The 25,437-nt window shown below is 70.8% G+C and carries 24 protein-coding genes; 12 read left to right on the top strand and 12 right to left on the bottom strand.

Annotated features, from left to right (window positions below; all coding sequences use genetic code 11):
* The first annotated feature begins 9 nt into the window (after positions 1 to 9).
* From OG417_RS02335 to pknB, 6 genes are all read left to right on the top strand, one after another.
* Entirely contained in the window at positions 10 to 492 is a 483-nt protein-coding gene (locus tag OG417_RS02335; protein ID WP_329248986.1) for an FHA domain-containing protein FhaB/FipA, read from the top strand.
* Positions 489 to 2,057 (top strand): PP2C family protein-serine/threonine phosphatase, encoded by a 1,569-nt coding sequence (locus OG417_RS02330; protein WP_329248983.1) that lies wholly within the window; start codon positions 489 to 491, stop codon positions 2,055 to 2,057. Before OG417_RS02335 ends, OG417_RS02330 begins: the two co-directional genes overlap by 4 nt.
* Complete coding sequence (locus OG417_RS02325) at positions 2,054 to 3,550, top strand: FtsW/RodA/SpoVE family cell cycle protein (protein WP_329248981.1); 1,497 nt, start codon at positions 2,054 to 2,056, stop codon at positions 3,548 to 3,550. The genes OG417_RS02330 and OG417_RS02325 overlap by 4 nt, the downstream gene beginning before the upstream one ends.
* Positions 3,547 to 4,989 carry a peptidoglycan D,D-transpeptidase FtsI family protein gene (locus tag OG417_RS02320; protein WP_329248979.1) on the top strand — a complete coding sequence of 481 codons (1,443 nt, stop codon included), beginning with the start codon at positions 3,547 to 3,549 and terminating at the stop codon, positions 4,987 to 4,989. Before OG417_RS02325 ends, OG417_RS02320 begins: the two co-directional genes overlap by 4 nt.
* A 72-nt stretch (positions 4,990 to 5,061) precedes the next feature.
* Positions 5,062 to 6,408, top strand: a complete 1,347-nt coding sequence (locus OG417_RS02315; RefSeq protein ID WP_329248976.1) for a protein kinase domain-containing protein — start codon at positions 5,062 to 5,064, stop codon at positions 6,406 to 6,408.
* A 22-nt stretch (positions 6,409 to 6,430) separates the two neighbouring features.
* Positions 6,431 to 8,221 carry a Stk1 family PASTA domain-containing Ser/Thr kinase gene (gene pknB, locus OG417_RS02310; protein WP_329248973.1) on the top strand — a complete coding sequence of 597 codons (1,791 nt, stop codon included), beginning with the start codon at positions 6,431 to 6,433 and terminating at the stop codon, positions 8,219 to 8,221.
* 213 nt (positions 8,222 to 8,434) lie between these two features.
* Here pknB and OG417_RS02305 read toward each other — a convergent pair whose 3' ends face one another.
* From OG417_RS02305 to OG417_RS02290, 4 genes are read right to left on the bottom strand one after another with little or no spacing between them, the layout of a single operon-like run.
* Positions 8,435 to 9,007 carry an anthranilate synthase component II gene (locus tag OG417_RS02305; protein ID WP_329248970.1) on the bottom strand — a complete coding sequence of 191 codons (573 nt, stop codon included), beginning with the start codon at positions 9,005 to 9,007 and terminating at the stop codon, positions 8,435 to 8,437.
* On the bottom strand, positions 9,007 to 9,195 hold the full coding sequence (locus OG417_RS02300; RefSeq protein WP_329248967.1) for a hypothetical protein: 189 nt from the start codon (positions 9,193 to 9,195) through the stop codon (positions 9,007 to 9,009). Before OG417_RS02300 ends, OG417_RS02305 begins: the two co-directional genes overlap by 1 nt.
* Position 9,196: 1 nt before the next feature.
* Complete coding sequence (locus tag OG417_RS02295) at positions 9,197 to 9,841, bottom strand: class E sortase (RefSeq protein WP_329248965.1); 645 nt, start codon at positions 9,839 to 9,841, stop codon at positions 9,197 to 9,199.
* Positions 9,822 to 10,580: a DUF881 domain-containing protein gene (locus tag OG417_RS02290; RefSeq protein WP_329248963.1), complete on the bottom strand. Its 759-nt coding sequence runs from the start codon at positions 10,578 to 10,580 to the stop codon at positions 9,822 to 9,824. The genes OG417_RS02295 and OG417_RS02290 overlap by 20 nt, the downstream gene beginning before the upstream one ends.
* A gap of 120 nt (positions 10,581 to 10,700) precedes the next feature.
* On the opposite strand from OG417_RS02290, the gene OG417_RS02285 reads away from it, so the two are divergent.
* The gene (locus OG417_RS02285; RefSeq protein ID WP_329248961.1) at positions 10,701 to 10,958 is read left to right on the top strand and encodes a cell division protein CrgA; all 258 of its coding nucleotides are present in this window, start codon (positions 10,701 to 10,703) and stop codon (positions 10,956 to 10,958) included.
* A gap of 391 nt (positions 10,959 to 11,349) precedes the next feature.
* Here the strand turns inward: OG417_RS02285 and OG417_RS02280 are convergent, their stop codons facing one another.
* Entirely contained in the window at positions 11,350 to 12,240 is an 891-nt protein-coding gene (locus OG417_RS02280; protein ID WP_329248959.1) for a rhomboid family intramembrane serine protease, read from the bottom strand.
* 32 nt (positions 12,241 to 12,272) lie between these two features.
* Positions 12,273 to 12,791 carry a peptidylprolyl isomerase gene (locus OG417_RS02275; protein WP_329248956.1) on the bottom strand — a complete coding sequence of 173 codons (519 nt, stop codon included), beginning with the start codon at positions 12,789 to 12,791 and terminating at the stop codon, positions 12,273 to 12,275.
* 144 nt (positions 12,792 to 12,935) lie between these two features.
* On the opposite strand from OG417_RS02275, the gene OG417_RS02270 reads away from it, so the two are divergent.
* Both OG417_RS02270 and OG417_RS02265 read left to right on the top strand, forming a co-directional pair.
* Positions 12,936 to 13,388: a hypothetical protein gene (locus OG417_RS02270; protein WP_329248953.1), complete on the top strand. Its 453-nt coding sequence runs from the start codon at positions 12,936 to 12,938 to the stop codon at positions 13,386 to 13,388.
* An 85-nt stretch (positions 13,389 to 13,473) separates the two neighbouring features.
* Positions 13,474 to 14,220, top strand: a complete 747-nt coding sequence (locus OG417_RS02265) for an acyltransferase (protein ID WP_329248951.1) — start codon at positions 13,474 to 13,476, stop codon at positions 14,218 to 14,220.
* 21 nt (positions 14,221 to 14,241) lie between these two features.
* On the opposite strand, the gene OG417_RS02260 is transcribed toward OG417_RS02265, so the two are convergent.
* The 3 genes from OG417_RS02260 to OG417_RS02250 all read right to left on the bottom strand — a co-directional run bounded on the left by OG417_RS02260 (position 14,242) and on the right by OG417_RS02250 (position 17,691).
* Positions 14,242 to 15,840, bottom strand: coding sequence for a carboxylesterase/lipase family protein (locus tag OG417_RS02260; RefSeq protein WP_329248949.1), 1,599 nt, complete (start codon positions 15,838 to 15,840; stop codon positions 14,242 to 14,244).
* A 99-nt stretch (positions 15,841 to 15,939) separates the two neighbouring features.
* Positions 15,940 to 16,593 carry a response regulator transcription factor gene (locus OG417_RS02255; protein ID WP_329248946.1) on the bottom strand — a complete coding sequence of 218 codons (654 nt, stop codon included), beginning with the start codon at positions 16,591 to 16,593 and terminating at the stop codon, positions 15,940 to 15,942.
* A 6-nt stretch (positions 16,594 to 16,599) separates the two neighbouring features.
* Positions 16,600 to 17,691, bottom strand: a complete 1,092-nt coding sequence (locus OG417_RS02250) for a sensor histidine kinase (protein ID WP_329248942.1) — start codon at positions 17,689 to 17,691, stop codon at positions 16,600 to 16,602.
* A 201-nt stretch (positions 17,692 to 17,892) separates the two neighbouring features.
* On the opposite strand from OG417_RS02250, the gene OG417_RS02245 reads away from it, so the two are divergent.
* Both OG417_RS02245 and OG417_RS02240 read left to right on the top strand, forming a co-directional pair.
* Positions 17,893 to 18,849: an ATP-binding cassette domain-containing protein gene (locus OG417_RS02245; RefSeq protein ID WP_329248940.1), complete on the top strand. Its 957-nt coding sequence runs from the start codon at positions 17,893 to 17,895 to the stop codon at positions 18,847 to 18,849.
* Positions 18,846 to 19,640: an ABC transporter permease gene (locus OG417_RS02240; protein ID WP_329248937.1), complete on the top strand. Its 795-nt coding sequence runs from the start codon at positions 18,846 to 18,848 to the stop codon at positions 19,638 to 19,640. The genes OG417_RS02245 and OG417_RS02240 overlap by 4 nt, the downstream gene beginning before the upstream one ends.
* Here the strand turns inward: OG417_RS02240 and OG417_RS02235 are convergent.
* Positions 19,637 to 22,819 carry an ATP-binding protein gene (locus OG417_RS02235; RefSeq protein ID WP_329248934.1) on the bottom strand — a complete coding sequence of 1,061 codons (3,183 nt, stop codon included), beginning with the start codon at positions 22,817 to 22,819 and terminating at the stop codon, positions 19,637 to 19,639. The genes OG417_RS02240 and OG417_RS02235 overlap by 4 nt on opposite strands.
* A 136-nt stretch (positions 22,820 to 22,955) precedes the next feature.
* On the opposite strand from OG417_RS02235, the gene OG417_RS02230 reads away from it, so the two are divergent.
* Entirely contained in the window at positions 22,956 to 23,711 is a 756-nt protein-coding gene (locus OG417_RS02230; RefSeq protein ID WP_329248931.1) for a sulfite exporter TauE/SafE family protein, read from the top strand.
* A gap of 35 nt (positions 23,712 to 23,746) precedes the next feature.
* On the opposite strand, the gene OG417_RS02225 is transcribed toward OG417_RS02230, so the two are convergent.
* Positions 23,747 to 24,571: an inositol monophosphatase family protein gene (locus OG417_RS02225; protein ID WP_329248929.1), complete on the bottom strand. Its 825-nt coding sequence runs from the start codon at positions 24,569 to 24,571 to the stop codon at positions 23,747 to 23,749.
* Positions 24,568 to 25,410 carry a DUF5919 domain-containing protein gene (locus tag OG417_RS02220; RefSeq protein WP_329248926.1) on the bottom strand — a complete coding sequence of 281 codons (843 nt, stop codon included), beginning with the start codon at positions 25,408 to 25,410 and terminating at the stop codon, positions 24,568 to 24,570. The genes OG417_RS02225 and OG417_RS02220 overlap by 4 nt, the downstream gene beginning before the upstream one ends.
* Between the last annotated feature and the right edge of the window lie 27 nt (positions 25,411 to 25,437).

Raw genomic sequence — 25,437 nt, 5'->3', positions numbered from 1 at the left:
CCGACTCCGATGAACCAACTGACTTTGACCCTCATGAAGGTGGCGTTCCTGGCCGTTCTGTGGCTGTTCGTCATTGCGGCCGTGGGCGTGATCCGGGCCGACTTGTGGGGGTCCAAGGCCGCCGCGAAGGCGCTGCGGTCCCGCAAGGAGGCCCAGCCCGCCCGGCCGCCGAAGGCCGCGGCGCCCCGTTCGAGGCGCTCGGAGCCGACGAAGCTGGTCATCACTCAGGGTGCGCGGGCGGGCACGACCTTGGATCTCGCCGGTACAGAGATCGTCATGGGTCGTGGCAATGACGTCACGCTGCCTCTTGGGGACGACTACTCTTCGGGACGGCACGCTCGGCTCTTCTCACAGAACGGTCAGTGGTTCGTGGAGGATCTCGGTTCCACCAACGGCACCTTCCTCGGGCGCGCCAAGGTGAGCCGGCCGGAGCCCGTTCCCGTCGGCGTACCGATTCGTATCGGGAAAACCGTCATAGAGCTGCGCAAATGACAATCGGAATACGCTTCGCCGCACGATCGGACGTCGGCCTCCTCCGGGAGGGCAACGAGGACTCCGCGTACGCCGGTGCGCGGCTTTTGGCCGTTGCCGACGGGATGGGGGGTCACGTCGGCGGCGAGATCGCGAGTGCCGCGGCGATCGAGACCCTGAAGCCACTCGACATCGACATCCCGGCGAACGAGATCGTCGGCGTGCTCGAACAGGCCGTCCACCGCGCGAACGAGACGCTGCACAGCATCGTGGAGGGCGACCCGTCCCTGCAGGGCATGGGCACGACGCTCACCGCGATGCTCTGGAACGGCCGGCAGATGGCCCTCGTCCACATCGGCGACTCACGGGCGTACCTCCTCCGCAACGGCGAGCTGTTCCAGATCACGCACGACCATACGCTCGTGCAGTCGCTGGTCGACGAGGGCCGGATCAGCCTCGACGAGGCGGCCTCCCACCCCCAGCGTTCCCTGCTGCTGCGCGCCCTCGACGGCCGCGGCGAGGTCGAGCCCGACGTGTCGCTGCGTGAGGCGCAGCTCGGCGACCGTTACCTCCTGTGCTCCGACGGGCTGTGCTCGGTGGTGACCGCGGAGACGATCCACCACGCGCTGAGCTCGGTCGCCGAGCCGGAGCAGGCGGTGCGCCAGCTCATCGACCTGGCCAACCGCGGCGGCGGGCCGGACAACATCACCTGTGTCGTCGCCGACGTCGTGGAGCTGGAGCAGCAGCCACCCGGGCCGCCGCCGAAGCCGATCGTGGCCGGCGCGGCGCACAACGCCACCCGCACCCGCGGCGAGGCGGACAACCCGGGCGGCGGCGCCCCTGGCGGCGCGATGGCCGGTGAGTCCCCGGCCCACCGCGCCGCGGCGCTGCGCGGGGAGCCGCAGCAGTCCGGCGCGGCGGTGACCGTCGCCGACATACAGGCGGTGCCGCCGCAGGCCGACGACGCCCTGCAGCTGACCTCGATGCGCCCGCGCCGCCGGTGGCCCTGGCTGATCGGGATCGCGGTCGTGCTGGTCCTGCTGGTGGCGGGCGGGTCGTACGTCGCCTGGAGCAGCGTGCAGGGGCAGTACTACGTCGCCGCCGACAACGGCCAAGTGGTGATTTTCCAGGGCATGAACGACAAGGTCCTCGGGCAGAAGCTGTCCCACCTGAAGGAGCGTTCGGACCTCAAGGTCGCCGACCTCACCCCCGACGCCCAGTCCTCGGTGCGCAAGACCATCGACAACCTCGGCAGCCTGGCGAGCGCCCGCAAGACCATCGACAACCTGCGCGGCAAGGTCTGCCGCACCTCGGTCGCCGAGGACGGCAAGGGCGTGGTCGCCATCTGGAAGGGCCGCGGCCAGCAGGGCGAGGGCTGCGCCAACAAGGTGATCGAGACCTCCGACCCCAAGGTGCACACCAACACCCTGACCTCCAAGTCCAAGCAGGAGGTCCACAAGGGGATCACGCTGCCCGACCTGCCGCACGCGCAGGACAAGGTCCAGCAGCTGCGCGACGAGGCGTCCCAGTGCACCCGCCACCCCACCACGCTGCAGGGTTGCCCGCAGCCGGATAAACACTCATGAGCGTCATAACGACCAACGAAGCAGGCATACCAGTCGCGACGCGCCCCCGGCGCAGCGCCCAGCTCGGGATGCTCATCTTCGCGATGATCATCACGGTCGCCGGATTCGCTCAGGTCGGGCTGGCGCGTGACGGATCGCTGCCCGCCGGCATGTACGGCTACGGGATCGGCCTGGGCATCCTCGCCGCCGGTAGCTACATCGTGGTGGCGCGCTTCGCCCCGTACGCCGATCCGCTGCTGCTGCCGCTCGCGGTGTTCCTCAACGGCATCGGCCTGGCCATGATCTACCGGCTGGACCTCAACACCAGCGCGGACATGAAGGCCGCCATCGAGGCCGGCAAGAAGGTGTCCTACTTCGGCCCCTCGACCAACGCCCAGCTCGAGTGGACCGCGCTCGGCATCATCTTCTTCGCCGTCACGCTGCTCTTCCTACGCGACATCAAGATCGTGCAGCGCTACATCTACACGATCGGCGCGCTCGGCCTGTTCTTCCTGGCGCTGCCGGGCTTCCTGCCCTCCTCCATCAGCGGCGCGATGGGCGCGAAGATCTGGATCCGGATCGGCTCGATGTCGATCCAGCCGGGTGAGTTCTCCAAGCTCGCGCTGGTGGCGTTCTTCGCCGGCTACCTGGTGAACAAGCGCCAGGCGATGTCGACCGTGGGCAAGGAGTTCGGGCCGATCAAGTTGCCGCGCGCCCGTGACCTCGGCCCGATCCTGGTCATCTGGGTGATCTGCCTCGGTGTGCTGGCGCTGGAGAACGACTTCGGTACCGCGATCCTGTTCTTCGGCCTGTTCGTGAGCATGCTCTACATCGCCACCGAGCGCTTCGAGTGGGTGGGGATCGGCGCGGTGCTGCTCGCCGGCGCCTGCCTGGTGGCGCCGATGATCCCGCACGTGTCGCAGCGGATCGACACCTGGCTGGACCCCAAGCCGTACTTCGACGGCGGCTGCAAGATCAACGGTGTCATCCACAACCAGATGGCCCAGGGCTGCGCCGCCCACGGCGGCCAGTACATCGCCGACAGCGGTCAGCTCATGCGCGGCCTGTTCTCGATGGGTCAGGGCGGCGTGCTCGGCACGGGCCTGGGGCAGGGTGAGCCGTGGCGCACACCGCTGTCCTACAGCGACTTCATCTTCACGTCCTTCGGTGAGGAGCTCGGGCTCACCGGCCTCATGGTGATCCTGCTGGCGTACGCGCTGATCGTGCAGCGCGGTATGAAGGCGGCGATCGCCACCAAGGACAACTTCGCCAAGCTGTTCGCCGGCGGTGTTTCGTTCGTGTTCGCCCTGCAGGTCTTCGTGATCGTCGGCGGCGTCACGCGGCTCATCCCGCTGACCGGTCTCACCACGCCGTTCCTCGCCCAGGGAGGTTCGTCGCTCCTCGCCAACTGGATCCTGATCGCCATCTTGATCCGCATCAGTGACTCCGCACGGCGGCCGGCACCGCAGCCCATCCAGGACGAGGGAATGACCCAGGTGGTGAACACCGCGTGAACAAGCCTCTTCGCCGGGTGGCGATCGCAGCGCTGACGTTGCTCGTCATCTTGATGATCAACGTGAACTACATCCAGGGCTCGCAGGCGGACAAGCTCAAGAGCGACCCGCTGAACGCCCGGCAGTTCACCGCGCAGTGGCAGCACAACCGCGGCCCGATCACGGCGGGCGGCGTGACGCTGGCCTCCTCGAAGAAGATCAACAAGAAGGAGTACCAGCGCATCTACAAGCAGGGTGAGCTGTACTCCCCGATCACCGGCTTCATGAGCCCGTTCAACCGCACCGGCATCGAGGGCGGCTACAACGGGCTGCTCGACGGCACCGACAAGCGGCTGACCGTGCGCAACTGGTTCGACATGCTGGTCGGCAAGAAGGCCGCGGGCGCGACGGTGCAGACCTCGATCGTTCCGAAGGCGCAGCAGGCGGCCTACGACGGCATCCGTCAGGCCACCCTCAGCGGCAGGCGCGGCGCCGCGGTCGCCATCGACGTCAAGACCGGGGCCATCCTCGCGATGGCCTCCTACCCGTCGTACGACACCAACGACCTGGCCACCCACGACAGCGCCAAGGCGTCCAAGGCGTCCAACCGGCTGCAGGAGCAGAAGGGCAACCCGATGCTCAACAAGGCCATGAACGAGGTGTTCCCCCCGGGCTCCTCGTTCAAGATCATCGATTCGGCGACGGCGTTGGAGAGCGGCGGGATGACCAAGGACTCCCCGTTCGACGCCAGCGAGCTCCGGCTGCCCGAGTCGGGCACGACGCTGCACAACTCCGACGGCGACGAGACCAAGTGCAACGGCTCCCCGCCGCTTATCGCGTCCTTCGCGGCGTCCTGCAACTCCACGTTCGGCCGCCTGGCCGGCACCCTCGGCCAGAGCAAGCTCCTCGAGCAGGCCCGAAAGTTCGGCTTCGACAAGCCGGTCCAGGTCGAGCCGGGCATGGACAGCGCGAGCGCGAACTACCCGGCCAAGAAGATCGGCGGCGACGACCTCGCCCGCTCCGGCATCGGTCAGGGCGACGTGACCGCGACGCCGCTGCAGATGGCCATGGTGGCCCAGGCGGTCGCCAACAACGGCAAGGAGATGAAGCCCTACCTGGTCAAGCGGGTCACCGCACCGGACCAGTCCGAGCTGGCCACCGCGCAGGAGCAGGTGCTGGGCCAGCCGATCAGCGCGAACACCGCGAGCCAGCTGCAGGAGATGATGCGGCAGGTCGTTCTGACCGGCACCGCGGCGTCCGTGCTCGGCGGGCAGGACATCGCCGGCAAGACCGGCACCGCCGAGACCGGCAACGGCTACTACGACGACTGGTTCGTCGGCTTCGCTCCGCAGCACAACCCGAAGGTCGCCTTCGCGGTCGTCACCGAGGGCAGCGAGCAGTCCAGCGGTGCGCAGAACTCCGCGCCGACCGCGTTGAGAATCGTCCAGGCGGTGCTCTAACCCCATGACCGAGCGCAGCGAGGGAATCAGAGACGCGCCACGGCGGTCGCTCTGCCGGGTGGAGGAGGGCTCATGACCCCCCTCGTCCTCAATCATCGCTACCGCCTCGATGAACGCCTCGCCTCCGGCGGCATGGGTGAGGTCTGGAAGGCCACCGACGAGCTGCTCGGCCGCCCGGTCGCGGTCAAGCTCCTCAAGGAGATGTACTTCTCCGACGAGAGCTTCCGCGACCGGTTCCGCGCCGAGGCGCGGTTCGCCGCGTCGCTTCAGCACAGCGGCATCGCGCAGGTGTACGACTATGGCGAGCAGGACGAGCTGGCCTATCTGGTGATGGAGCTGGTCAACGGCGAGACGCTGTCGCGGATCCTGTCCGTCGAGGGCCGTCTCAGCCCGGACACCACGCTCGACATCATCGGTCAGGCGGCGCGCGCCCTGCACATCGCCCACAGCACCGGCATCATCCACCGCGACATCAAGCCGGCGAACCTCATGGTCACCGGCGACGGCGTCGTGAAGATCACCGACTTCGGCATCGCCCGGGGCGGCGGCTCGGCCACGATGACCCAGACCGGCCAGGTGATGGGGACCGCGCAGTACGTCTCGCCCGAGCAGGCGACGGGCCGCCGGATCACCCCGGCGTCCGACCTGTACTCCCTGGGCGTCGTGGCGTACGAGTGCCTGGCGGGCATGCCGCCGTTCGCCGCCGACACCCCGATCGCGCTGGCCCTCATGCACGTCCGCGAGGACCCGCCGCCGCTGCCCGCCGACGTGCCCCCGGCCGTACGCGGCCTGGTCAGCGCGATGTTGGCCAAGGAGCCCGACGACCGTCCGGCCGGCGCGCACGAGGTGGCCGAGCAGGCGCACCGGCTGCGGCTGTCGGGCGGCGGCGCCCTCGGCGCGGACGCGGGAGCCGACACCGAATTCGTACCGGCCGACGACGTGCACGTCCCCATGCAGGAGACCGCGTCCCTCGCCGAGACGCGGGCCGTGCCGGGCGAGGCCCCCAGGCGCCGCCGCACCAACCTGCTCGTCGCGGCGATCGCGTGCGCGGTGATCCTCGTGGCCACGGGGGTGTTCGCGGCGAGCGCCCTGTGGAAGAGTTCCGGCCACACTAAACTCGTGGACGGCAACCGGGTCGCACCCGCGGACAGCCCCGCGCCGACCGGGCAGTTCAGCAGTGAGCCGGACACCGTCGTCCCGTCTCAGCGGCCCGAGCCGTCCGCCCCCGCTCCTACGGACTCATACCCCTTCCCATCGCCGAGTTCCTCGACATCGGCACCGTCCACCACCCCGACCCCGACACCTAAGCCCCCAAAGCGGACGCCCACACCGCCGGTGACACCATCGTCGCCGAGTTCTCCGGACCCGACGCCGCCCAGCAGTCCCGAGGGCGCGCTAGGTTCTGAGGGCAGGGCGTAGACGACTAGGGAAAGTGCCAGATATGACTCAGCCTCGGCTACTCGGTGGCCGCTACGAACTCGATGGCGTCATCGGGCGTGGCGGTATGGCCGAGGTCTACCGAGCTCGCGACCTTCGCCTCGACCGCGTGGTGGCGATCAAGACACTTCGGTCTGACCTTGCCCGCGACCCGACGTTCCAGGCCCGGTTCCGCCGCGAGGCCCAGTCGGCGGCGTCGCTGAACCACCCGTCCGTCATCGCCGTGTACGACACCGGCGAGGACATGCTCGACGGCAACCCGGTGCCGTACATCGTGATGGAGTACGTCGAGGGCCGCACCCTGCGCGACGTCCTCCAGGAGGAGCACCGGATCGCGCCGGACCGAGCCCTGCAGATGACCGACGGCATCCTGCGCGCCCTCGACTACTCCCACCGCGGCGGCATCGTGCACCGCGACATCAAGCCCGCGAACGTCATGCTGACCACCAGCGGCGAGGTCAAGGTCATGGACTTCGGCATCGCGCGTGCGCTCGCCGACTCCGCGGCCACGATGACCGCCACCGCACAGGTCATCGGCACCGCCCAGTACCTCTCGCCGGAGCAGGCCCGCGGTGAGCGGGTCGACGCCCGCAGCGACATCTACTCCACGGGCTGCGTGCTGTACGAGCTGATGACCGGCCGTCCGCCGTTCCAGGGCGACTCCCCGGTGGCCATCGCCTACCAGCACGTACGGGAAGAACCGATCCCGCCGTCGCAGCTCGACCCGTCGATCCCGCAGTACGCCGAAGCGATCGTCTTGAAGGCGCTCACGAAGGACGCGAACTACCGCTACCAGAGCGCGGCGGAGATGCGGGCCGACATCCAGCGAGCGTCGCAGGGCATGCCCGTCGCCGCGCCGACGATGGCGATGAACGCCGGCACGCAGGTCATGCAGGGCGGCCCGCGCACGCAGGCGATGGGCCCCTCGTCGACGATGGGGTACGACCTGCCCCCGGCGCGCTACGCCGAGCCGGAGCCCGAGGAGGGCAGGGGCAAGAAGGTCGCGGTGTGGGCGCTCGTGGGCGTGCTCGCCGTCGGAGCGATCGTCGCGCTCTACATGATCTTCAGTGGCGGTGGCACCAACTCAGGCAACAGCAACCAGATCGCCATGCCGAGCGACATCGTCGGCAGCGACCAGACGAGCGCCAAGCAGGAGCTGGTCGGGCTGGGCTTCGTGTCGAGCAACATCCACGTCAAGCACAAGACCGACGACAACGCCGAGAAGAACCAGGTGCTCGACGTCGACCCCGCGCCGCAGACGAAGATCGACAAGGCGAAGCTGGTGACCACACAGGTCACCCTCACCGTCTCGCTGGGCAAGCCGAAGGTCACGGTTCCGCCGGTCAAGAACATGAGCGAGGACGACGCCAAGTCCGCGCTGGAGGGCGTCGGCCTCAAGGAGGGGTCGACCCAGACGATCTCCTCCACCACGGTGCCCAAGGGCAGCGTCGTGAAGTCGGACCCGGAATCCGGCTCCAAGGTGGAGAAGGGCACCGAGGTGACGCTGTACATCTCCAGCGGTCCGGGCAAGACGCTGGTGCCCAACGAGGTCGGCAAGTCGGTCGACGAGGCGAAGTCCGATCTGCGCAGCCACGGCTTCCGCTACTCCATCCACTACGTCGACGTTCCGGCGGGCCAGGCCGACGGCCGGGTCATGCAGCAGACGCCGAGCGAGGGCGAGACGGCCAACCGCGGCAGCACGGTCACGCTGACCGTCAGCCGGGCGCAGCAGGACGAGCCGAGTCCGCCGGGGTCCGGGATGCCGACTCCGCCGTGGGGCGGCGGCGACAACTAGGGGCGCGACGACAGGACCCCCGCACGCATCGCGTGCGGGGGTCCTGCCACGTCGGGGGACATGCGTGCCCGGGCATAAAGGGAGGGCCTCCGCCGCTCGGGGGCAACGGCGGAAGCCCTCATTGGTGGAATCAGGCTTACCATCCTTGGTGTTACACCCGCCGGGAGCATTCTTTTACCCGTCTTTTCATCGCGCACCGGCGACCTGCGGGTCTCACAGAGCGTGCACGATCCAATTCGCGAAAAGATCGTGACCGGCCGCGCTGAGCACCGACTCGGGGTGGAACTGGACCCCCTCCACCGGCGCGCTCCGGTGGCGGATCCCCATGATCACGCCGTCGAGCGTACGGGCGCTGACGACGAGGTCGTCCGGCACGGTCGCGGGGTCCAGCGCCAGCGAGTGGTAACGCGTGACGGTCAGCGGATCCGGCAGCCCACGGAACACCCCGGCCCCGTCGTGGTGGACGTCGCTGGTGTAGCCGTGCACGAGCTCCGGCGCGCGCCGTACCGTACCGCCGTTGACCGTGGCGATCACCTGGTGGCCGAGGCAGACGCCGAGCACGGGGCGCCGGGCCTCCGCGGCGATGTCCAGGCAGACCCCGGTGTCCTCCGGGCGTCCGGGGCCGGGGCTGAGCAGCACGCCGTCGAAGGCCTCGACGTCGCCGGGCGCCACCTCGGACCGGTCGTGTACGACGCAGTCGGCGCCCAGCTCGCGCAGGTAGGACACGATCGTGTGGACGAAGCTGTCCTGGTTGTCCACGACGAGCACCCGGCGTGCGGCGGACATCACGGACCCGGGCTCGCCGGAGCCGAGGCGCCACCCCCGACCGTGCCGTGGTCGAACTGGAGTTTCGGCTCGACCCAGGGAAAGACGAAGTACCACAGCAGTACGCCGACGACGACCAGCGCGGCCAGGACGAGGCCGGTCCGCTGGAGCCGGTCGCCGGGCAGGTGCCGCCAGATCCAGGCGTACATCTCAGGAACTCGCCTCCTTCACCCGCGGCTTCGACGAGACGAGCCGGCCGAAGATGATGAGCCGCTGGGCCGCGGAGTACTTCGGGTTGCAGGTGGTCAGCGTGATGAGCCGCTTGGTCGGGTTGGCCTTCGGGTGCTCGGGCACCGGCGCGGCCACGGAGATGTCGCTGGGCCGCACGACCTTGGTCGAGGTGACCTCGTAGACGTACTGGCCGGCGCGGGTGTCGATGAGGATCTTGTCACCGGCGTGCAGCTCACCGAGCTTGTTGAAGGGCGCGAGGTAGGTCGTGCGGTGGCCGGAGACCACGAAGTTGCCGACCTGGCCCGGCATCGCGGTGCCGGGGTAGTGGCCGGGACCCTTGCGCAGGTCGGCGACCGAGACGCCCTCGACGATGACGTAGTGGAAGCTCTTGCCGAGGCGCGGGATGCGGATGAGCGCGAGGCCGTGCCCGAGGCGTACGCGCTCGGTGGTGACCTTGCCGGCGCCGGCCCCGGCGTTCCACGAGCGGGTGAGCTCGTCGCCCAGCTTGTTCTGCTCCGCCTGGGTGTAGGCGCCGGTGCCCCACAGCTCGTACGCGACGAAGAGCAGCACCACGAGGCCGGCCGTGATGCACAGCTCGCCGATGCTACGGATGAGTATCCGCACCGTCGGTCTCCGTGGCGTATTTCGGCGTCGCGTTGCCGCTGTAGGCGGGCAACGTCGTCTTCTGGAGGGTCTTCACCGTGTACCCGAGTCCGTATTCGTCGACGTACTGTCGGTAGATCTGTATCTCCGGCGAGGCGTCGAGTGCCGCGCGCAACCGCTCGGGGACGCCGGTGGCGGTGATGCGGAAGGGCGGCGAGTAGACGACTCCCTGCAGGATGAGCGTATTGCCTACGCAGCGGACGGCGCTGGTGGAGATCAGCCGTTGGTCCATTATTTGCATGGCCGTGGCGCCGCCGGCCCACAGCGCGTTGACCACGGCCTGTACGTCCTGCTGGTGGACGACGAGATCGTCGGGGCTCGGGTCGCCGGGCACCCGGCGGTCGTGCGGAGCGTCGTTCAGCGACACGCGGACGGCCCGTCCGCTCACGGGAGTGAACCCCGACAGCGCGGCGAGCCGGTCGGCCTCCTGCTGCGCGGTGCGCACACCGGCGTCGCGCCGCCCGGCCTCCCGGCCGAGCTGGTCGACCTGCCGGTGGAGACGCCGGTAGGTGCCCTGGGCCCGCTGGTAGCCGCGCTGCTCCTGGGCGATCAGCTCGGTGACGCGCGTACGGTCGCCGCCGCGAAGATCGGTGCCGTGCGCCGTGCTGGCGCTGGCGGCGAAGAGAGTGCCGGCGAAAAGCGTGAGGGCCGGAATGGCATGACGCCAGGTCAGAGCCCTAGACCGGGGTTTTACTCCCATCGGTGTCCCCCACTGCCACTGTTATGGTCGTACGCTGCTCACCAGCGACTACGCTAACCGACAAACTGACCCATGCGCGGGTCGGCATCAGGCCATGCCCGCCCCGAGGAGAGACCCACCGTGCCCAAGTCGAAGGTACGCAAGAAGGCCGTCTACACTCCGCCGCAGCGCTCCCAGAAGGTCGCCGTCAGCCCGCGGTGGCTGGTGCCGACCATGGTGGGCTGCTGGCTGCTGGGCCTGGCCTGGATCGCCGTCTACTACATCACGGCGAGCGTCAGCGCGACTATTCCGGTCATCACCTCGCTCAGCAACTGGAACCTGCTGATCGGCTTCGGGGTGATCGTCATCGGCGTGATCCTCTCAACGCGCTGGCGTTGACAGGTTCTCCACAGCGTTATCCACAGGTCCGCTGAGACGGAGCGGGGTAGTGGCCGGCGTGCGGGCCGCTGCCCCTGGGGGCGCATCGGATCGTGCGGGATATCTCGCCGATCTCCCTGCGGCCAGGACAAAGCATCGCTATGCTCGACAACACACGCGCGCTGACCCCCATATTCGGCGACGGCGCACGGCGCAACGAGGCGCCCGCAGATCGTGTACCCCGCCAGAGCGAAAGCCAGAAGTTCCCCAGCAGCACCGCTGCCACCCAACAAGGGTTTTCCACATGCTGTGGATGACCCTGTGGATGAGGCCTGCCTTCGCGCCCCGCCTTCCCTGACCCTGAAACCGAGAAGGCCCCGACCGAACCGGCGGGGCCTTCGTCGTTCGTGCGTCAGGCGGTCAACGCGGTGGTCTGGACGACGGTCAGGACGACCAGGACCGCCGCGACGATCGCGGACGCCGCCACCTGGACGGCCTGCTGCCGCCCCCGGGGTGCGTACGCGAACGCCGCGGCCAGCACCGCACCGGTGATCAGCCCGCCGACGTGCCCTTCCCAGGAGATGTCCGAGACGGTGAACGTCAGCATCAGGTTGATCACGATGAGGAAGACGATGCCCCTGGTGTCCACCCCCAAGCGGCGTCCGACCACGAAGAACGCCGCGAACAGGCCGAAGATGGCGCCCGAGGCGCCCAGTGCGGGCTGACTCGGGTCGACCAGGAAGAGCAGGACGTTGCCGCCCAGTGCCGACAGCAGGTAGAGCACTGAGAAGCGCAGCCGGCCGAGCACCTGCTCCAGCTGCGGCCCCAGTACCCACAGCGCCCACATGTTGAACAGGATGTGGGTGATGCCGAAAGTGCCCTGGCTAAGCGGGACGTGCAAGAACGCCGCGGTGATCAGGCGGTACCACTCGCCCTCGGCGACGCCGTAGCCCGGAACGACCTGGCCGAACTGCTTCCACACGCCCAGCATCTCGAACCGGCCGACGAAGCTCGGTGAGGTCAGCTCACCGACGTAGGCGATGATGTTGATCGCGATCAGCGTCAGGGTCACGGTCGGCCGGGTGGCGACACGCCCGCCGAAGACCGTACGCGCCTGGCGCACCGTACGGTTGCCGTCCCGCACGCATTCCGGGCACTGGTGGCCTACAGCGGCGTCGCGCATGCAGTCCGGGCATATCGGACGTTCGCAGCGCGTGCAGCTGACGTACGTCTCCCGGCCCGGGTGCCGGTAGCACGTCGGAACCTGCGGAGCCTGAGGAGCGTGCGGCGTGTCGCTGCTCATCGTCGTCTTCCTCTGCGTCTATCGGTACCTGTCTAACGACGGTCGATGGTCACCGATTCCACAACGACGTCCTTGACGGGCCGGTCGCTGCGGTCGGTCTCGGTCTTGGCGATCGCGTCGACGACGTCGGCGCCCTCGATCACCTCACCGAAGATCGTGTGCCGGCCGTTCAGGTGCGGCGTCGGCACGACGGTGATGAAGAACTGCGAGCCGTTGGTGCCCGGCCCCGCGTTGGCCATCGCGAGCAGGTGCGGGCGGTCGAAGCGCAGGTCCGCGTGGACCTCGTCTTCGAACTCATAGCCCGGGCCGCCCCGGCCGTTGCCCAGCGGGTCGCCGCCCTGGAGCATGAACTTGTCGATCACGCGGTGGAAGATCGTGCCGTTGTACAGCGGGTCGCTCGTGCGCCGGCCCGTGCGCGGGTCGGTCCACTCGATCGTGCCCTCGGCCAGACCCACGAAGTTCTGCACCGTCTTGGGCGCGCGGTCGGGGAAGAGACGCAGCACGATGGTGCCCATCGTCGTGCGCAGCGTCGCGGTGAGGTCTTCAGCCACGAAGACTCCTTCTCGTATCGAATCCGATGTTCACAGGGACACAGGTGCCTGTACCCCCACGTGAACGCATCCTGTCAGATCGGCGATTGACATCGCTTGTCGTGGGAACAGAGTCCGACGAGACCGCATATGACGGAGGGCAGCATGTCCCTACGAAAGAAGATGCCGCAGGTGAACATCGACAGCGCGCGTCTGCAGGACGTTCAGGAGAGGGTTGCCGAGGGTGCCCGTCAGGCGGCGCAGCGGGTGGGCCCCACCACTCGTCAGGGGCAGAAGATGGCCGCGAAGCAGATGAAGAACGCGCGTCATTGGAGTGCGCCACGCATCGACCAGGCCGGGCACTACATCGAGCAGGAGGTCGGGCCGCGTGTCGGCGCGCTCCTGCACCGTACGGCCGACCGGGTCGAGCCGGGTACTCCGAAGCGTCGCCGTGGCATCGCCGCGGCTCTCCTCGTCGTCGGGGGTGCCGTGGGTGCCGCCGGCGCGATCGCGACACGCCGCGCGACGTCGCGGCCGGGCGAGGAGACGACCTCCCCCGAGCACCTCTCGTCGGCGTCGGACAACTCCGACTCCGACCGTGCGCACAGCAACAGCTGATCGCGGACCTCACCGTCGAGGGGCCCGGCCAGACACACTGGCCGGGCCCCTCGACGTTCCGGAACCGCCCTGTACCGTCTGTCCCATGTCGCTTAGATCCTCGCTCAGTGCCGCGAGCCGCAGGGTCATCGCGGTGGTGCTGCACCGGGTCTGGGAGTGGCTGCGCGCCCACGCCGAGATCTCACCGAGCACGCCGGCCGGCCGGCGGTTCGGCTATCTCGGCGAAGGCGCGTGCATCGGCTTCCCCACCGGCGCGATCTACGGCGAGCCGTGGATCCGCATCGGCGACCACACCCTCATCGGCGTGCACGTCACGCTCTCGGCCGGGTTCGTGCCCGGCCTCGACCTCGGGCCGGACCCGATCGTGACGATCGGGAAGGCCTGCTCCATCGGCCGGGGCAGCCACATCGTCGGGCACAAGTCGATCGAGATCGGCGACGACGTCTTCACCGGCCCGTACGTCTACATCACCGACCAGAACCACGGCTACACCGACCCCGACACCCCCATCGGACGGCAGTGGCCGGTCAACGACGCCGTCGTCATCGGCTCCGGCTGCTGGCTCGGCACCGGCGCGATCATCCTGCCGGGCACCCGCCTGGGCCGGAACGTCGTGGTGGCCGGAGGCGCCGTCGTCCGCGGCGAGTTCCCCGACCACAGCGTGATCGCCGGTGTGCCGGCGAAGGTCGTCCGCAGCTACGACCCGGAGGCCGGCTGGCTCCCCCCGCAGCCGGAGGTGCCCCTGGACGAGGAGACTCTCGCCCAGATCGCCGAGCTGACCGGCGACCGGAAGCCGGCGCAGGTCCCCGAGCCCGGCGAACGCGCGAGCTGAGCGGGGACCCGCCGCCGGCGCTCACCGGTCGAAGGCGTCGAACGGGTAGCCGTCCCACAATGCGCGTTCGGCGCCGCGCGGGTCCTCGGCGGTCCCCGGCCGGAGGTTCCACATCATCGTGGTGCGCCGGGGCACCTGGTAGGCGGGCCACGAGGGCCGCGCGACGGTACGGCGGGCGTTCGGGTCGCCGGTGCGGGCGAAGGACGTCCAGGCGTCGACCATCTGGTCCGACAGGCGGGTCAGCCGGGCCCGGCCCGTCTTCAGCGCCTCGGCGCCGCCCTCGATCCCGGTGAAGCGGAGCGTGCCGAACACGAACGGCAGCTCGATCGTGTGCACCGCGCCCACGCCCTTCGGGGGACGCCAGTCGAACTCGTACACGTAGGTCGGCCGCCACCGGCTCTGCGCCTCCGCGAGCCGGGTCGCCGGCACCCGGAGACCCTGGTCGGTGAACATCGCCAGTGCCGCGTCCCGCGCCGTACGTCCCTTACGGTAGACCGCGGTCATCCGCGGGCGGCGCGCGGCGAGCTCGGGCGGGAAGAAGCCGTCGTACTCGGCGGCGAGCCGGTCCAGCCCCTGCGGATCGTACTGGCCGAAGAAGTTCATCTCGTCCTTGTTCGTGCCGATGAGCAGGTCGACGCCGCGCGCGTTGCCGGCCGCCACGCGCCTGGTCACCGAGCCACGGACCAGCGTGCCGTCGACGTACGGACCGAAGTACAGCGCGCCACCGGCGGAGCCGGGCAGGGACGCGGCCGCCTTGTTCCCCAGGTCGATCAGCTCCGTGGTGGACATCGCCTTGAGCCGGGCGATGCTCCTGACCGGGAACGATGCGGCCAGCTTGCGCTCCATCGCCGCGGAGTGCACCAGCGACCCGTTGCCGCTCTCCAGGATGACGCGGCGGACCAGCCGTTCGGGGTGGTCGGTGGCGAGCATCGCGCTGAGCGAGAACGCCCCCTCCGACTCGCCGACGGCCGTGACCTGGGACGGGTCGCCGCCGAAGTCGGCGATGTGCTGCCGCACCCAGGTCAGCGCCGCGATCTGGTCGCGCAGCCCGTTGTTCCCCGACCCCCGGTAGGACGGGTCCACGCCGCCGAGCTCGGTCCAGCCGAACACGCCGAGGCGGTAGTTCAGGGAGACCACCACGGCGTCTCCGTTCGTGGCGAGTCTCGTCCCGTCATAGCGGGGTTCGTCGGCGGTGCCGAAGCGCGCGGCACCGCCGTGGATGAACACGATCACGGGACGCTTGGCGCGGTCGGGGCGCGGCGTCCAGACGTTGAGGTAGAGGCAGTCCTCGTCGGCGTAGATCTGCCGCTGGTCGGGATAGTCCTCCGACATCTCGTCGCGCTCCTGCGGGCACACGCGCGTGTCGTCGTCGGCCGTCAGCGTCTCGTGCCAGGGTCGTACGGGCTGGGGCGGGCGGAACCTGCGGTCGCCGACCGGCGGCGCGGCGTACGGGATGCCGCGGAAGGCGCAGATCCCGGCCCGCGCGGTGCCGGCGACGAGGCCGAGCGAGGTCCTGGTCGTGCAGCCCGGACGCGGGTGCGCCGAGGCGGACGGCGCGCCGCAGGCCGCCGCCGCGACGAGCGCGGCCGCGAACCCGGCGATCCGGATACGGCGGAACATGAGGTCTCCTCTCGTGTCGACCGCACCGAGCCAACGCGAGACGACCGCTCCGGCGGATCGCCGGTACGGGTGAACCCGGGGCCACCCGTACGGGTGAGGTCAGTCCGTGCCCGCGACGACCAGGCCGGACTCGTAGGCGAACACCACGGCCTGCGCCCGGTCGCGCAGGTGCAGCTTGGTCAGCACGTTGCTCACGTGCGTCTTCACGGTGTGCTCGCTGACGACGAGCTCGGCGGCGATCTCGCTGTTGGACCGGCCGCGGGCGAGCCCCCGCAGGGTGTCGAGCTCGCGGTCGGTCAGCTCGGCGAGGCGTCTCCGGAGAGCGGGACGCGGGCTGCCGCGGCGGACGACGTCCTCGATCAGCCGCCGGGTGACCGACGGCGCGAGCAGCGACTCGCCCGCGGCGACGAGTCGCACCGCGCGGACGAGGTCGTCGCGCCGGACGTCCTTGAGCAGGAAGCCGCTGGCACCGGCCCGCAGGGCGTCATAGACGTGGTCGTCGACGTCGTACATGGTCAGGACCAGCACCTTCGCCGACGTGCGCCGGCAGATCTCGGCCGTGGCCGCGACCCCGTCGACGTTCGGCATCCGGATGTCCATGAGCACGAGGTCGGGCGCCAGCTCGACCGCCTTGGCGATCGCCTCGGCGCCGTCGGCGGCCTCACCGACCACCGAGATGTCCTCGTGGGCGTTCAAGATCATGGCGAAACCGCCGCGGAACAGGTCCTGGTCGTCGGCGACGAGCACACGCATGTCCGGTTATCCGATCGGCAGGGTGGCGGTGACGGTGAAACCGCGCGGGTCGATGACGAGTGTGCCTCCGCAGGCGCCCGCGCGTTCGCGCATGCCGACGATGCCGTGGCCCTCGCGTACGTCGGGCGTGCCCCCGCCGTCGTCGGCGACCTCGATCGTCAGGGCCCGGTCCGACCAGGCGAGGCACAGCCGCACCGAGCGGGCGGCCGCGTGGCGCAGCGTGTTGGTCAGGCACTCCTGGATGATCCGGTACGCCGCGACGTCGACGGCCGCCGGGATCGGCCGCCGCGTCCCGCGCTCTTGGAGGTGGACCTCGATCCCGGCCCGGCGGGCGCGGTCGAGCAGGCCGGGCGCCGCGCCGAGGCCCGGCTGCGGCTCGCGTTCGGCCGTGCCCCGCAGCGCGCCGAGGATCTGGCGGAGCTGGCCGATCGCCTCCCGCCCGGTGTCGGCGATCGCCTCGAAGGCCGCTTCGGCTCGTGCCGGGTCGGAGCGCACGACCAGCGGTCCTGCCTCGGCCTGCACCACCATGAGCCCGACGGAGTGGGTGACGATGTCGTGCATGTCGCGGGCGATCCGCGTGCGTTCTTCGGCGACGGCGACGGCGCGCTCCTCCTCCAGCCTCCGCGCGCGTTCGTCCATGGCCTCGCGCTGCGCGCGGTGGGCCCGGGCGCCCACGCCCAGGGCGTACGCGGCGACGTAGGAGGTGATGACGTAGCCGAAGGTGTCGAAGCTCTCGTGCGGCAGGGCCAGGGAGAAGACCACCCCCGCCACCAGCACCACGCTGCCGGCCGCACGCCAGACCGGCTTGGCCAGTTCGGCGAACGTGTAGGTCCACACCAGCGGCCCGTACGGCATCAGCCACGGCAGCTGGTGCACGAGGCTCTGGTGCGCGAGCGCGAGCACGGTGACCGCGCCGCCCGTCACCAGGCCCACGGGGATGAGGAGCGTGCGGCGCCAGGTCACCGGCACCGACCCCAGGACGGAGAGCGCCACCACCCACCACGGCTGCACGTACGGCACGAACGCGGGCACGACCATCGCGACGGTGACGACGGCACCGACCGCGAGGTCCACGCGCGGCACTCGCAGAGACTTCACGGCCGCCCTTCCGGCTCGGGGACCGTCCAGCGTACGGCCGGGTTCCGGCCACCGCCTCCCTCGCGCGGCCCGGTCACCGCTCACTCTCCAGGCGGAGGCGTATCAGCGGCGTGTCAGCGCCCGTGCCCGCGATGTCCGCGTCGCGTCAGCCGCCCGGCGCACCGTGGGTCACGCACGAGACGAACTAGCGGAAGACTCGGCATGGAACACGTGATACGGGCCGAAGGCCTGAAGAAACGCTTCGGAGAGACCCAGGCGCTGGCCGGCGTCGACATCCTCGCGCGCCGCGGGACCGTGCTCGGCGTGCTGGGGCCGAACGGTGCCGGCAAGACCACCGCCGTACGGACGCTGGCCACCCTGATCAAGCCGGATGAGGGGAGAGCCGAGGTCTGCGGCTTCGACGTCGTCAAGGACGCCGCGCAGGTGCGTCGGCTGATCAGCCTGACCGGCCAGTACGCCTCGGTCGACGAGGAGCTGACCGGCGTGGAGAACCTCATCATGATCGCCCGGCTCGTCGGCCACGGCCGTGGCGAGTCGCGGCGGCGGGCACGGGACCTGCTCGACCGGTTCAGCCTGTCCGAGGCGGGCGACCGGGCCGCCAAGACCTACTCCGGCGGCATGCGGCGTCGGCTCGACCTCGCGGCCGGGCTCGTCAACGATCCGCAGGTGATCTACCTGGACGAGCCGACCACCGGCTTGGACCCGCGGGCGCGCAACGCCGTCTGGGACACCGTGCGGCAACTGGTGCGCGACGGCGCCACCGTACTGCTCACCACACAGCAGCTGGACGAGGCCGAGGCGCTCGCCGACCGGATCGTGGTCTTCGACCACGGCCGGGTGGTCGCCGACGGCACCTCCGAGGAGCTGAAGGAGAAGGTCGGCGGCCAGACTCTCGCCGTACGGGCGCGGGACCGGGCGCGCATGCCGGAGATCGTCGGCGTCGTCGCCCGGGTCACGGGCGCGCGGCCCGAGACCGATGAGGACACCGGCCTGGTCACCGCGCCGCTGGACGACCCGGCGGCGCTGACGGCGGTGGTGCGCGGCCTCGACGAGGCCGGCGTCGTCGCGTCCGACCTGGCATTGCGCCGGCCCAGCCTGGACGAGGTCTTCCTCAGCCTGACCGGCCACCACGCCGAACCCGAAGGAGACGACGAATGACCGCGATCACCGCCGGCAAGAGGATCGGCCCGTCACGGACGCTGGGCAACGGGCTGACGCTCGCCTGGCGCAACGTCACGCAGCTCAAGCACTCGCCGGAGAAGCTCATCGACGTCACGCTGATGCCGGTGGTGTTCCTCCTGCTGTTCCTATACGTCTTCGGCGGTGTGGTCGCGGGCAGCACCCACGCGTACCTGCAGCAGCTGCTGCCCGGCCTGGTCGCGCAGATGGGGATGTTCGCCTCGATGGGCCTGGGCACGTCGTTGTGCGAGGACATCCGCAAGGGGGTGTTCGACCGGTTCCGCAGCCTGCCGATCGCCCGGTCCGCGCCGCTCATCGGCGCGGTGATCGGCGACGCGGTCCGGTTCTGTGTGTCGATGGTGGTGCTGACGGCGTTCGGATCGCTGCTCGGGTTCCGCTTCCACACGAACCCGCTGTCGGTGCTCGCGGCGTTCGGCCTGGCCTACGCGTTGTACTTCGCGGTCTGCTGGGTCTCGGTGCTGGTCGGACTGGTGGCGCCGTCACCGGAGACCGTGCAGGGCCTCGGGTTCATCTGGGCGATGCCGCTGACCTTCGGCAGCAGCGTCCTGCTGGCCGACACCGGGACGATGCCCGGCTGGCTTCAGGCATGGGTGAAGGTCAACCCGGTGACCCACCTGGCGGACGCGACGCGCGCGCTGATGGTCGGCGGACCGGTCGGCGACCACGCCTGGTACACGCTCGCGTGGGCGGCCGGGATGGTGATCGCGACCTTCCCCGTCGCCGTATGGATGTACGGCCGGAAGGTCTAAAGAAGGGCGATGGCCTGGTCGCGGGTGGTCTCGCGGCCACGGGCGTACGCCTCGTCGAAGGCCGTCCGGCCGAGTGCGGCGAGGGCCGCGGTCGTGGCGCGTTCGATCTCCAGGTTCCACGGGTCGGGTTCGCCCTGGAGGGTGTGCGCGGCGCCGAGCAGTTCGGCGGCGCGCACGTGCTCGCCCCGGCAGGCGGCCAGCGCCGCCAGCCCCTGCACGAGCGAGCCGATGAGGCGGTCGATCGGCATGAGGGCGATCTCGTTGATCGCCCGCATCGCCCGGTCGTGCCATCGCGCCGCGGCGGCGAGGTCGCCCTCCTGCTCGGCGAGGCTGCCGCGCTTGCTGAAGACCATCGCCGCGGTGGTGCCGAAGTCCAGCCGCGCCGCTCTGCTCTCGATGAGGGCGATCGCACGGTCGATGAGTTCGCGCGCCCGCTCCAGATCGTTCTCCCACCGGGCGAGTTCGCCGAGCAACAGCCATCCCCGGGCCGCGTCGGCGTGCTCGGCGATCCGCTCGGCGTTCCGCGCGCCGGCCTCCAGGTCGACGCGCGCCCCCGCGAAGTCGCCCGCGATGGCGCGTGCCCGGCCGAGCTGGATCCGGAGGGTCGCGGCCTGGTCGGGGCTGATGCCGGAGACGGTGTAGCCGTAGGCCTCCTCCAGCGCGCGGATCGCCTCCTCGGGCCGGCCGCGTACGAGACGCACCTCCGCGATGCCCGACAGCGCGCTGACGAGCCCCCAGCGGTCACCGATCTCCCGGAACCCCGCCTGTGCCTCGGCCGCGGCGCGGGCCGACCGGTCGATGTCGCCTCCACTCCCGGTCAGGAACGCGATGAACACATGGCGAGCCGCCCTCGTCCACGGATCGTGATGGTCACCGATGAGGTCGAGTTCGTGCAGGGCGAGGTCGATGTCGCCGGAGAAGATCGCGGCGAGGGGACGGACCATGGCCAGGATCGGATGCGTGGAGGGCTCCGCACGCAGCGCGACGATCTTCTCCATCTGCTCGCGCAGGCTCTCCGGATCGGGGCCGCCCTCCCGGGACATCTCCTGGACCAGCGCCGCCGTGAAGCCGCAGATGGTGTACGCGTCCTCGGCACCCGGCGGCGGGTCGCCGTCGACGAGGCTCCAGACCTCGACCGCCCACTGCCCGGCCTCGGCCTCGTAGTCGCACAGGATCCAGAACCACGCCAGCGCCCCGATGAGGCGTACGGCGGTCTCCACGTCGCGGGTCTCGATCGCGTGGCGCAGCGCGTTGTTGCAGTTGTCGCGCTCGGTGTTCAGCCGGTCGAGCCAGCGCAGCTGGTCGCGTCCGCGCAGCTCCGGCTCGGCCCGCTCGGCGAGGCGGAGAAAGTACGCGGCGTGGGCGTCGCGCAGGCGCTCGTCCTCTCCGGCCTCGGTCAGCCGCTCGGCCGCGTACGCTCGCACGGTCTCCAGCAGCCGGTAGCGCACGTCGCTCTCGCCCGTGGCCATGACCAGCGACTTGTCGACCAGCGAGGCGATCAGGTCGATGACGTCCTCGCCGAGCACCTCCTCGGCGCTCTCCACCGTCGCACCGCCGTCGAACACCGACAGGCGGCGCAGCACCCGGCGCTCGGCGTCGTCGAGCAGGTCCCAGCTCCAGTCGACGACCGCGCGCAGCGTCTGGTGGCGGGGCAGGGCGGTGCGGCTGCCGACGTTGAGCAGCCGGAACCGGTCAACGAGCCGGTCGGCGACCTGCACCGGCGTGAGCGCGCGCAGCCGCGCGGCGGCCAGCTCGATCGCGAGCGGCGCGCCGTCCAGCGCCCGGCAGATGCGGACGACCGGCTCGACCGTGGCCGCGTCCAGCGCGAACCCCGGGCGTACCGCGCTGGCCCGGTCGATGAACAGCCGCACCGCGTCGTACGCCTGGGCGTCGTGCGCACCGGCGTCCTCGGGGGGCAGCGCCAGCGAGGGCACCGGGCACAGCGCCTCGCCGGTGATGCCGAGCGGCTCGCGGCTGGTGGCGAGGATCCGTACGCCCGGCGCGGCGGACAGCAGCCGATCGGCCAGCGTCGCGACCGCGTCGAGCAGGTGCTCGCAGTTGTCCAGCACGAGGACCAGCCGCTTGGTGGCCAGCGCGTCGGCGAGCCGGTCGAGCGGGTGGGTGATCTCCCGGGCCTCCAGCAGACGGACCGTCTCGGGGATGCCGATGGCGACGAGCACGGCCTGCGGCACGTCGAGCGCTCCGCGTACGGGCGCCAGCGGCACGAACCACACGCCGTCGGGCGACGTGGCCGCCATCCGGCCCGCCGCCTCGCCCGCGAGCCGGGTCTTGCCGGTACCGCCCGGGCCGGTGAGCGTGACGAGCCGGTGGGTGATGAGCAGCTCGCCGATCCGTTCGATCTCCTCGGTACGGCCGACGAAGCTGGTGAGCCGGGCGGGCAGGTTGGTCCGCCGCTCCGGCTCGCGCGTGGGCGGGGGCGCCGCCGGGCGCGCCGCCGGCGCGCCGCGCAGGATCGACAGGTGCACCGCGGCCAGCTCCGGTGAGGGGTCCACGCCGAGGCCGTCGGCGAGGGCATGGCGAGCGTCCTCATAGACGGTGAGGGCGTCGGCCTGGCGGCCCGCGGCGTACAGCGCCCGCATGAGCTGCCCGCGCAGCCGCTCACGCAGCGGGTGGAGCGTGGTGAGCTCCTCGAGCTCGGGCACGAGGCGCGCGGCGTGGCCGAGCGCGATGTCGGCCTCGAACCGCTCCTCGGCGGCCTCGACACGCAGTTCTTCCAGCCGGGCGATCGGCGCGGCGGCGAAGGCAGCCCTGGAGACGTCGGCGAGCGCGGGCCCGCGCCACAGGCCGAGCGCGCGGCGCAGCTCCTCGGCCCGCGTGGCCGGATCGTCCGTCGCGAGGGCGGTGGCCACCAGGCGTTCGAACACGACCGCGTCCACCTGGTCCGGCGCGACGCTGAGGCGGTAGCCGCCCGGCCGTGACTCGACGGTGTCGTGGCCGATCACGCCGCGCAGGCGGGAGACCAGTGCCTGGAGCGCGTTGGCGGCGGCGGCCGGAGGCGCGTCGCCCCACAGGTCGTCGATCAGCCGGTCGGCCGGCACGGTGCGCCCGGCGTCGACGGCCAGCCGCATCAGCAGGGCGCGCAGCCGCGGGCCACTGACCTCGATGGGCCGCGCGGCCTCGTCCCGCACGTCCAGCGGGCCCAGGATGCCGATGCGCACGTCGCCCATTGTCGCAACCAATCGCCCCGTGGCGGGTCATGCCACTCTTACCGCCGCGATGCCGCCCGAACCGCCGGACCGGCCGGGCGGCGGACGGGGCGAGGCCGGGGCCGGATGTCCTCTGTGCTTGGGTTGCATGGTGATCGTCACCGATGTCCTGATTCTGCTTGGTGTGGGGATCGTCGCCGGAGTCGTCAGCACGGTGGTCAGCCTCGCGTCGATCGTCTCCTATCCGGCGCTGCTGGCCCTCGGCATCCCGCCGCTGAGCGCGAACGTGACGAACACCGTCGCCCTGCTCTTCACCGCGGTCGGGGCCGCGGCCGGTTCGCAGCGGGAGCTGGCCGGTCAGTCCGGCCGGGTCGTACGCATCGGCGCGCTGACCGCGCTCGGCGGCGCCACCGGGGCGGCGCTGCTGCTCCTCACACCGGCCGGCGCGTTCGAGTACGTCGCGCCGGTGCTGGTCGCGGCGGCCTGCCTCGTGCTGCTCGCGCAGCGGCGCATCACCGCCGTCGCGACCGCCGTGGGGGGCGAGCACAGCGCGCCGCTGCGGTTCGCGGTGTTCGCCGTGTCGATCTACACCGGCTACTTCGGCGCGGCCGGCGGCATCTTGATGCTCGCGGTGCTCGGCGCGATGCTCGAACTCCCGCTGATCCGGGTCAACGCGGTCAAGAACGTCGTGGCCGGGCTGAGCAACGGGGTCGCCGCGCTGGGCTTCGCCGCCTTCGGCCCGGTGCGGTGGGTCGCCGTGCTGCCGCTGGCGGCCGGCTTCCTGGCCGGCGGCTGGCTCGGCCCCTCCCTCGTACGCCGGCTCCCGGGCGAGGCGCTGCGGGTGGTCGTGGTGGTCTGCGGCCTGGCGGTCGCGGTCAAGCTCGGCTACGACGCCTACCGCTGACCGGTGAGTCTCGGCAGGGGATGACCACCGCCCGATCAGGCGCCGCGGGCGTGCGGCGGGGCCACCTGCCGCCAGGACTGGACGAGGTCGAGGAGTTCGCCGGCCACACGCGGGGCGACGGCGATCGTGGCGGTCGAGGCGGCGGTGTGGTCGGAGCCGTCCAGGTCGATCACGACGGCGCCGGCCTCACGGGCGATGACGACGCCGGCCGCGGTGTCCCAGGGGTTGTTCGACAGGGCGACGCACGCGTCGAGCTTGCCCTCCGCGACCCACGCGAGGTCGATGGCGGCCGAGCCGAGCATGCGCACGCGCTGGACCCGGCCGGCCAGCCGCTCGGTGAGCGCGAGGCGCAGGGCGTTCTGCTCTTCGGCGCCCGCGCCGACGGCGTAGTCGCCGATCGCCACGATCGCCTCGCGGAGGCCGCCCGTACGGCTCGCGGAGATCCGCCGGTCGCCCTCGTAGGCGCCGGCGTGCTCCACCGCCCAGTAGCGCGCGCCGAGGAACGGCAGGTCGATCACGCCCAGCACCGGGCGGTCACCGCGCAGCAGGCCCAGGGAGACGCCGGTCAGCGGCATGCCGTGCACGAAGTTGGCGGTGCCGTCGATCGGGTCGAGCGCCCACAGCAGATCGCCGTCGTAGCGTCCGGTGACTCCCTCCTCCTCGCCGAGGACGGCCACCTCGGGCGTGCGGAGCCGCAGACGGGCACGGACGGCGCGTTCGACCGCGAAGTCCAGCTCGCTCGCCATGTCGCGGTCGCCCTTGGCGGTGAGCGTGCCGGGCCGCCGCGACCGGATGAGGTCGCCGGCGAGGGCGACCGCCTCCAGAGCGACGGGCACCAGCGCTCCGGGGGACGCCGTCATACCGGCCGACTCCGTTCCCATAACTCGGTATAAATCCGCTCAAATGTGTTGTAAAGGCCCGGCTGTTCGGACGACCTGCGCAGCAGGAAGGTCGGCGAGTCGACGCCACGGGCCTGCGGCAGGTAGGGCTGCACGACGCACGTCGTGTCGTCGACCAGCACGATGCCGAACCGGATGGTCTCGTCGTAGACGGCGATGGACAGCCGGTCGCGTGCGGCGTCCGGCAGCCGCGCGCGCAGCCGGGAGAGCACCTCGATGTTGAGCCTGGTGAGCGTGATCAGGTGATGGTCGGTGTAGCCCTCTTCGCGCTCGCGTGCCCGGATGGCCTCGCCGTCGGGGTCGAGGAAGAGGCAGCGCAGCGTCGTGCCCTTCTCGATGAGGCCGTGCAGGCGCTGGTCGGGGTACTGCTGGCAGATGAGGTTGAGCGACAGGCCGACGGCCCTGATGTCGGCGGCGGCGTCGAACAGGGCGTACGGCGGAACCGCGCCGGTGAAGTCGGCCCGGGTGGGGAAGACGGCGGCGACGTCGGCCATCGGCCCGTCGGCACGGGCGTCCGCGGAGGGCGGCGGGGTCAGGACGTCGTCCGGGCACGGACCGAACAGCTGATCGGCCGTCCAGCCGGGGAACATGTGCTCGAGCACCCGGCAGTGGTCGGTGTAGGGAAGGCGTTTCAGCTCGCCGGAGGTCCAGCGATGCAGCTGCGCCCGGCTCGGCGCCGTGCCCACGAGGTCGGGGTCGATCCGGCGTGCGGCTTCGTCGTAGGCGGCGCGGAAGAGCCCGTAGCGATGCCACTGCCGCTGCCGCAGCAGGATTTGGAGCAGGATCGGCCGACCGGACACCGTCCGCCCCTTTCTCGTCGGATCCGC

The organism is Actinoallomurus sp. NBC_01490 (assembly GCF_036227085.1).
In the GTDB taxonomy this organism is placed as follows: Bacteria; Actinomycetota; Actinomycetes; order Streptosporangiales; family Streptosporangiaceae; genus Actinoallomurus; species Actinoallomurus oryzae.
The sequence above is the reverse complement of the archived record's forward strand: the minus strand, read 5'-3'. Positions and strand labels throughout refer to the sequence as shown.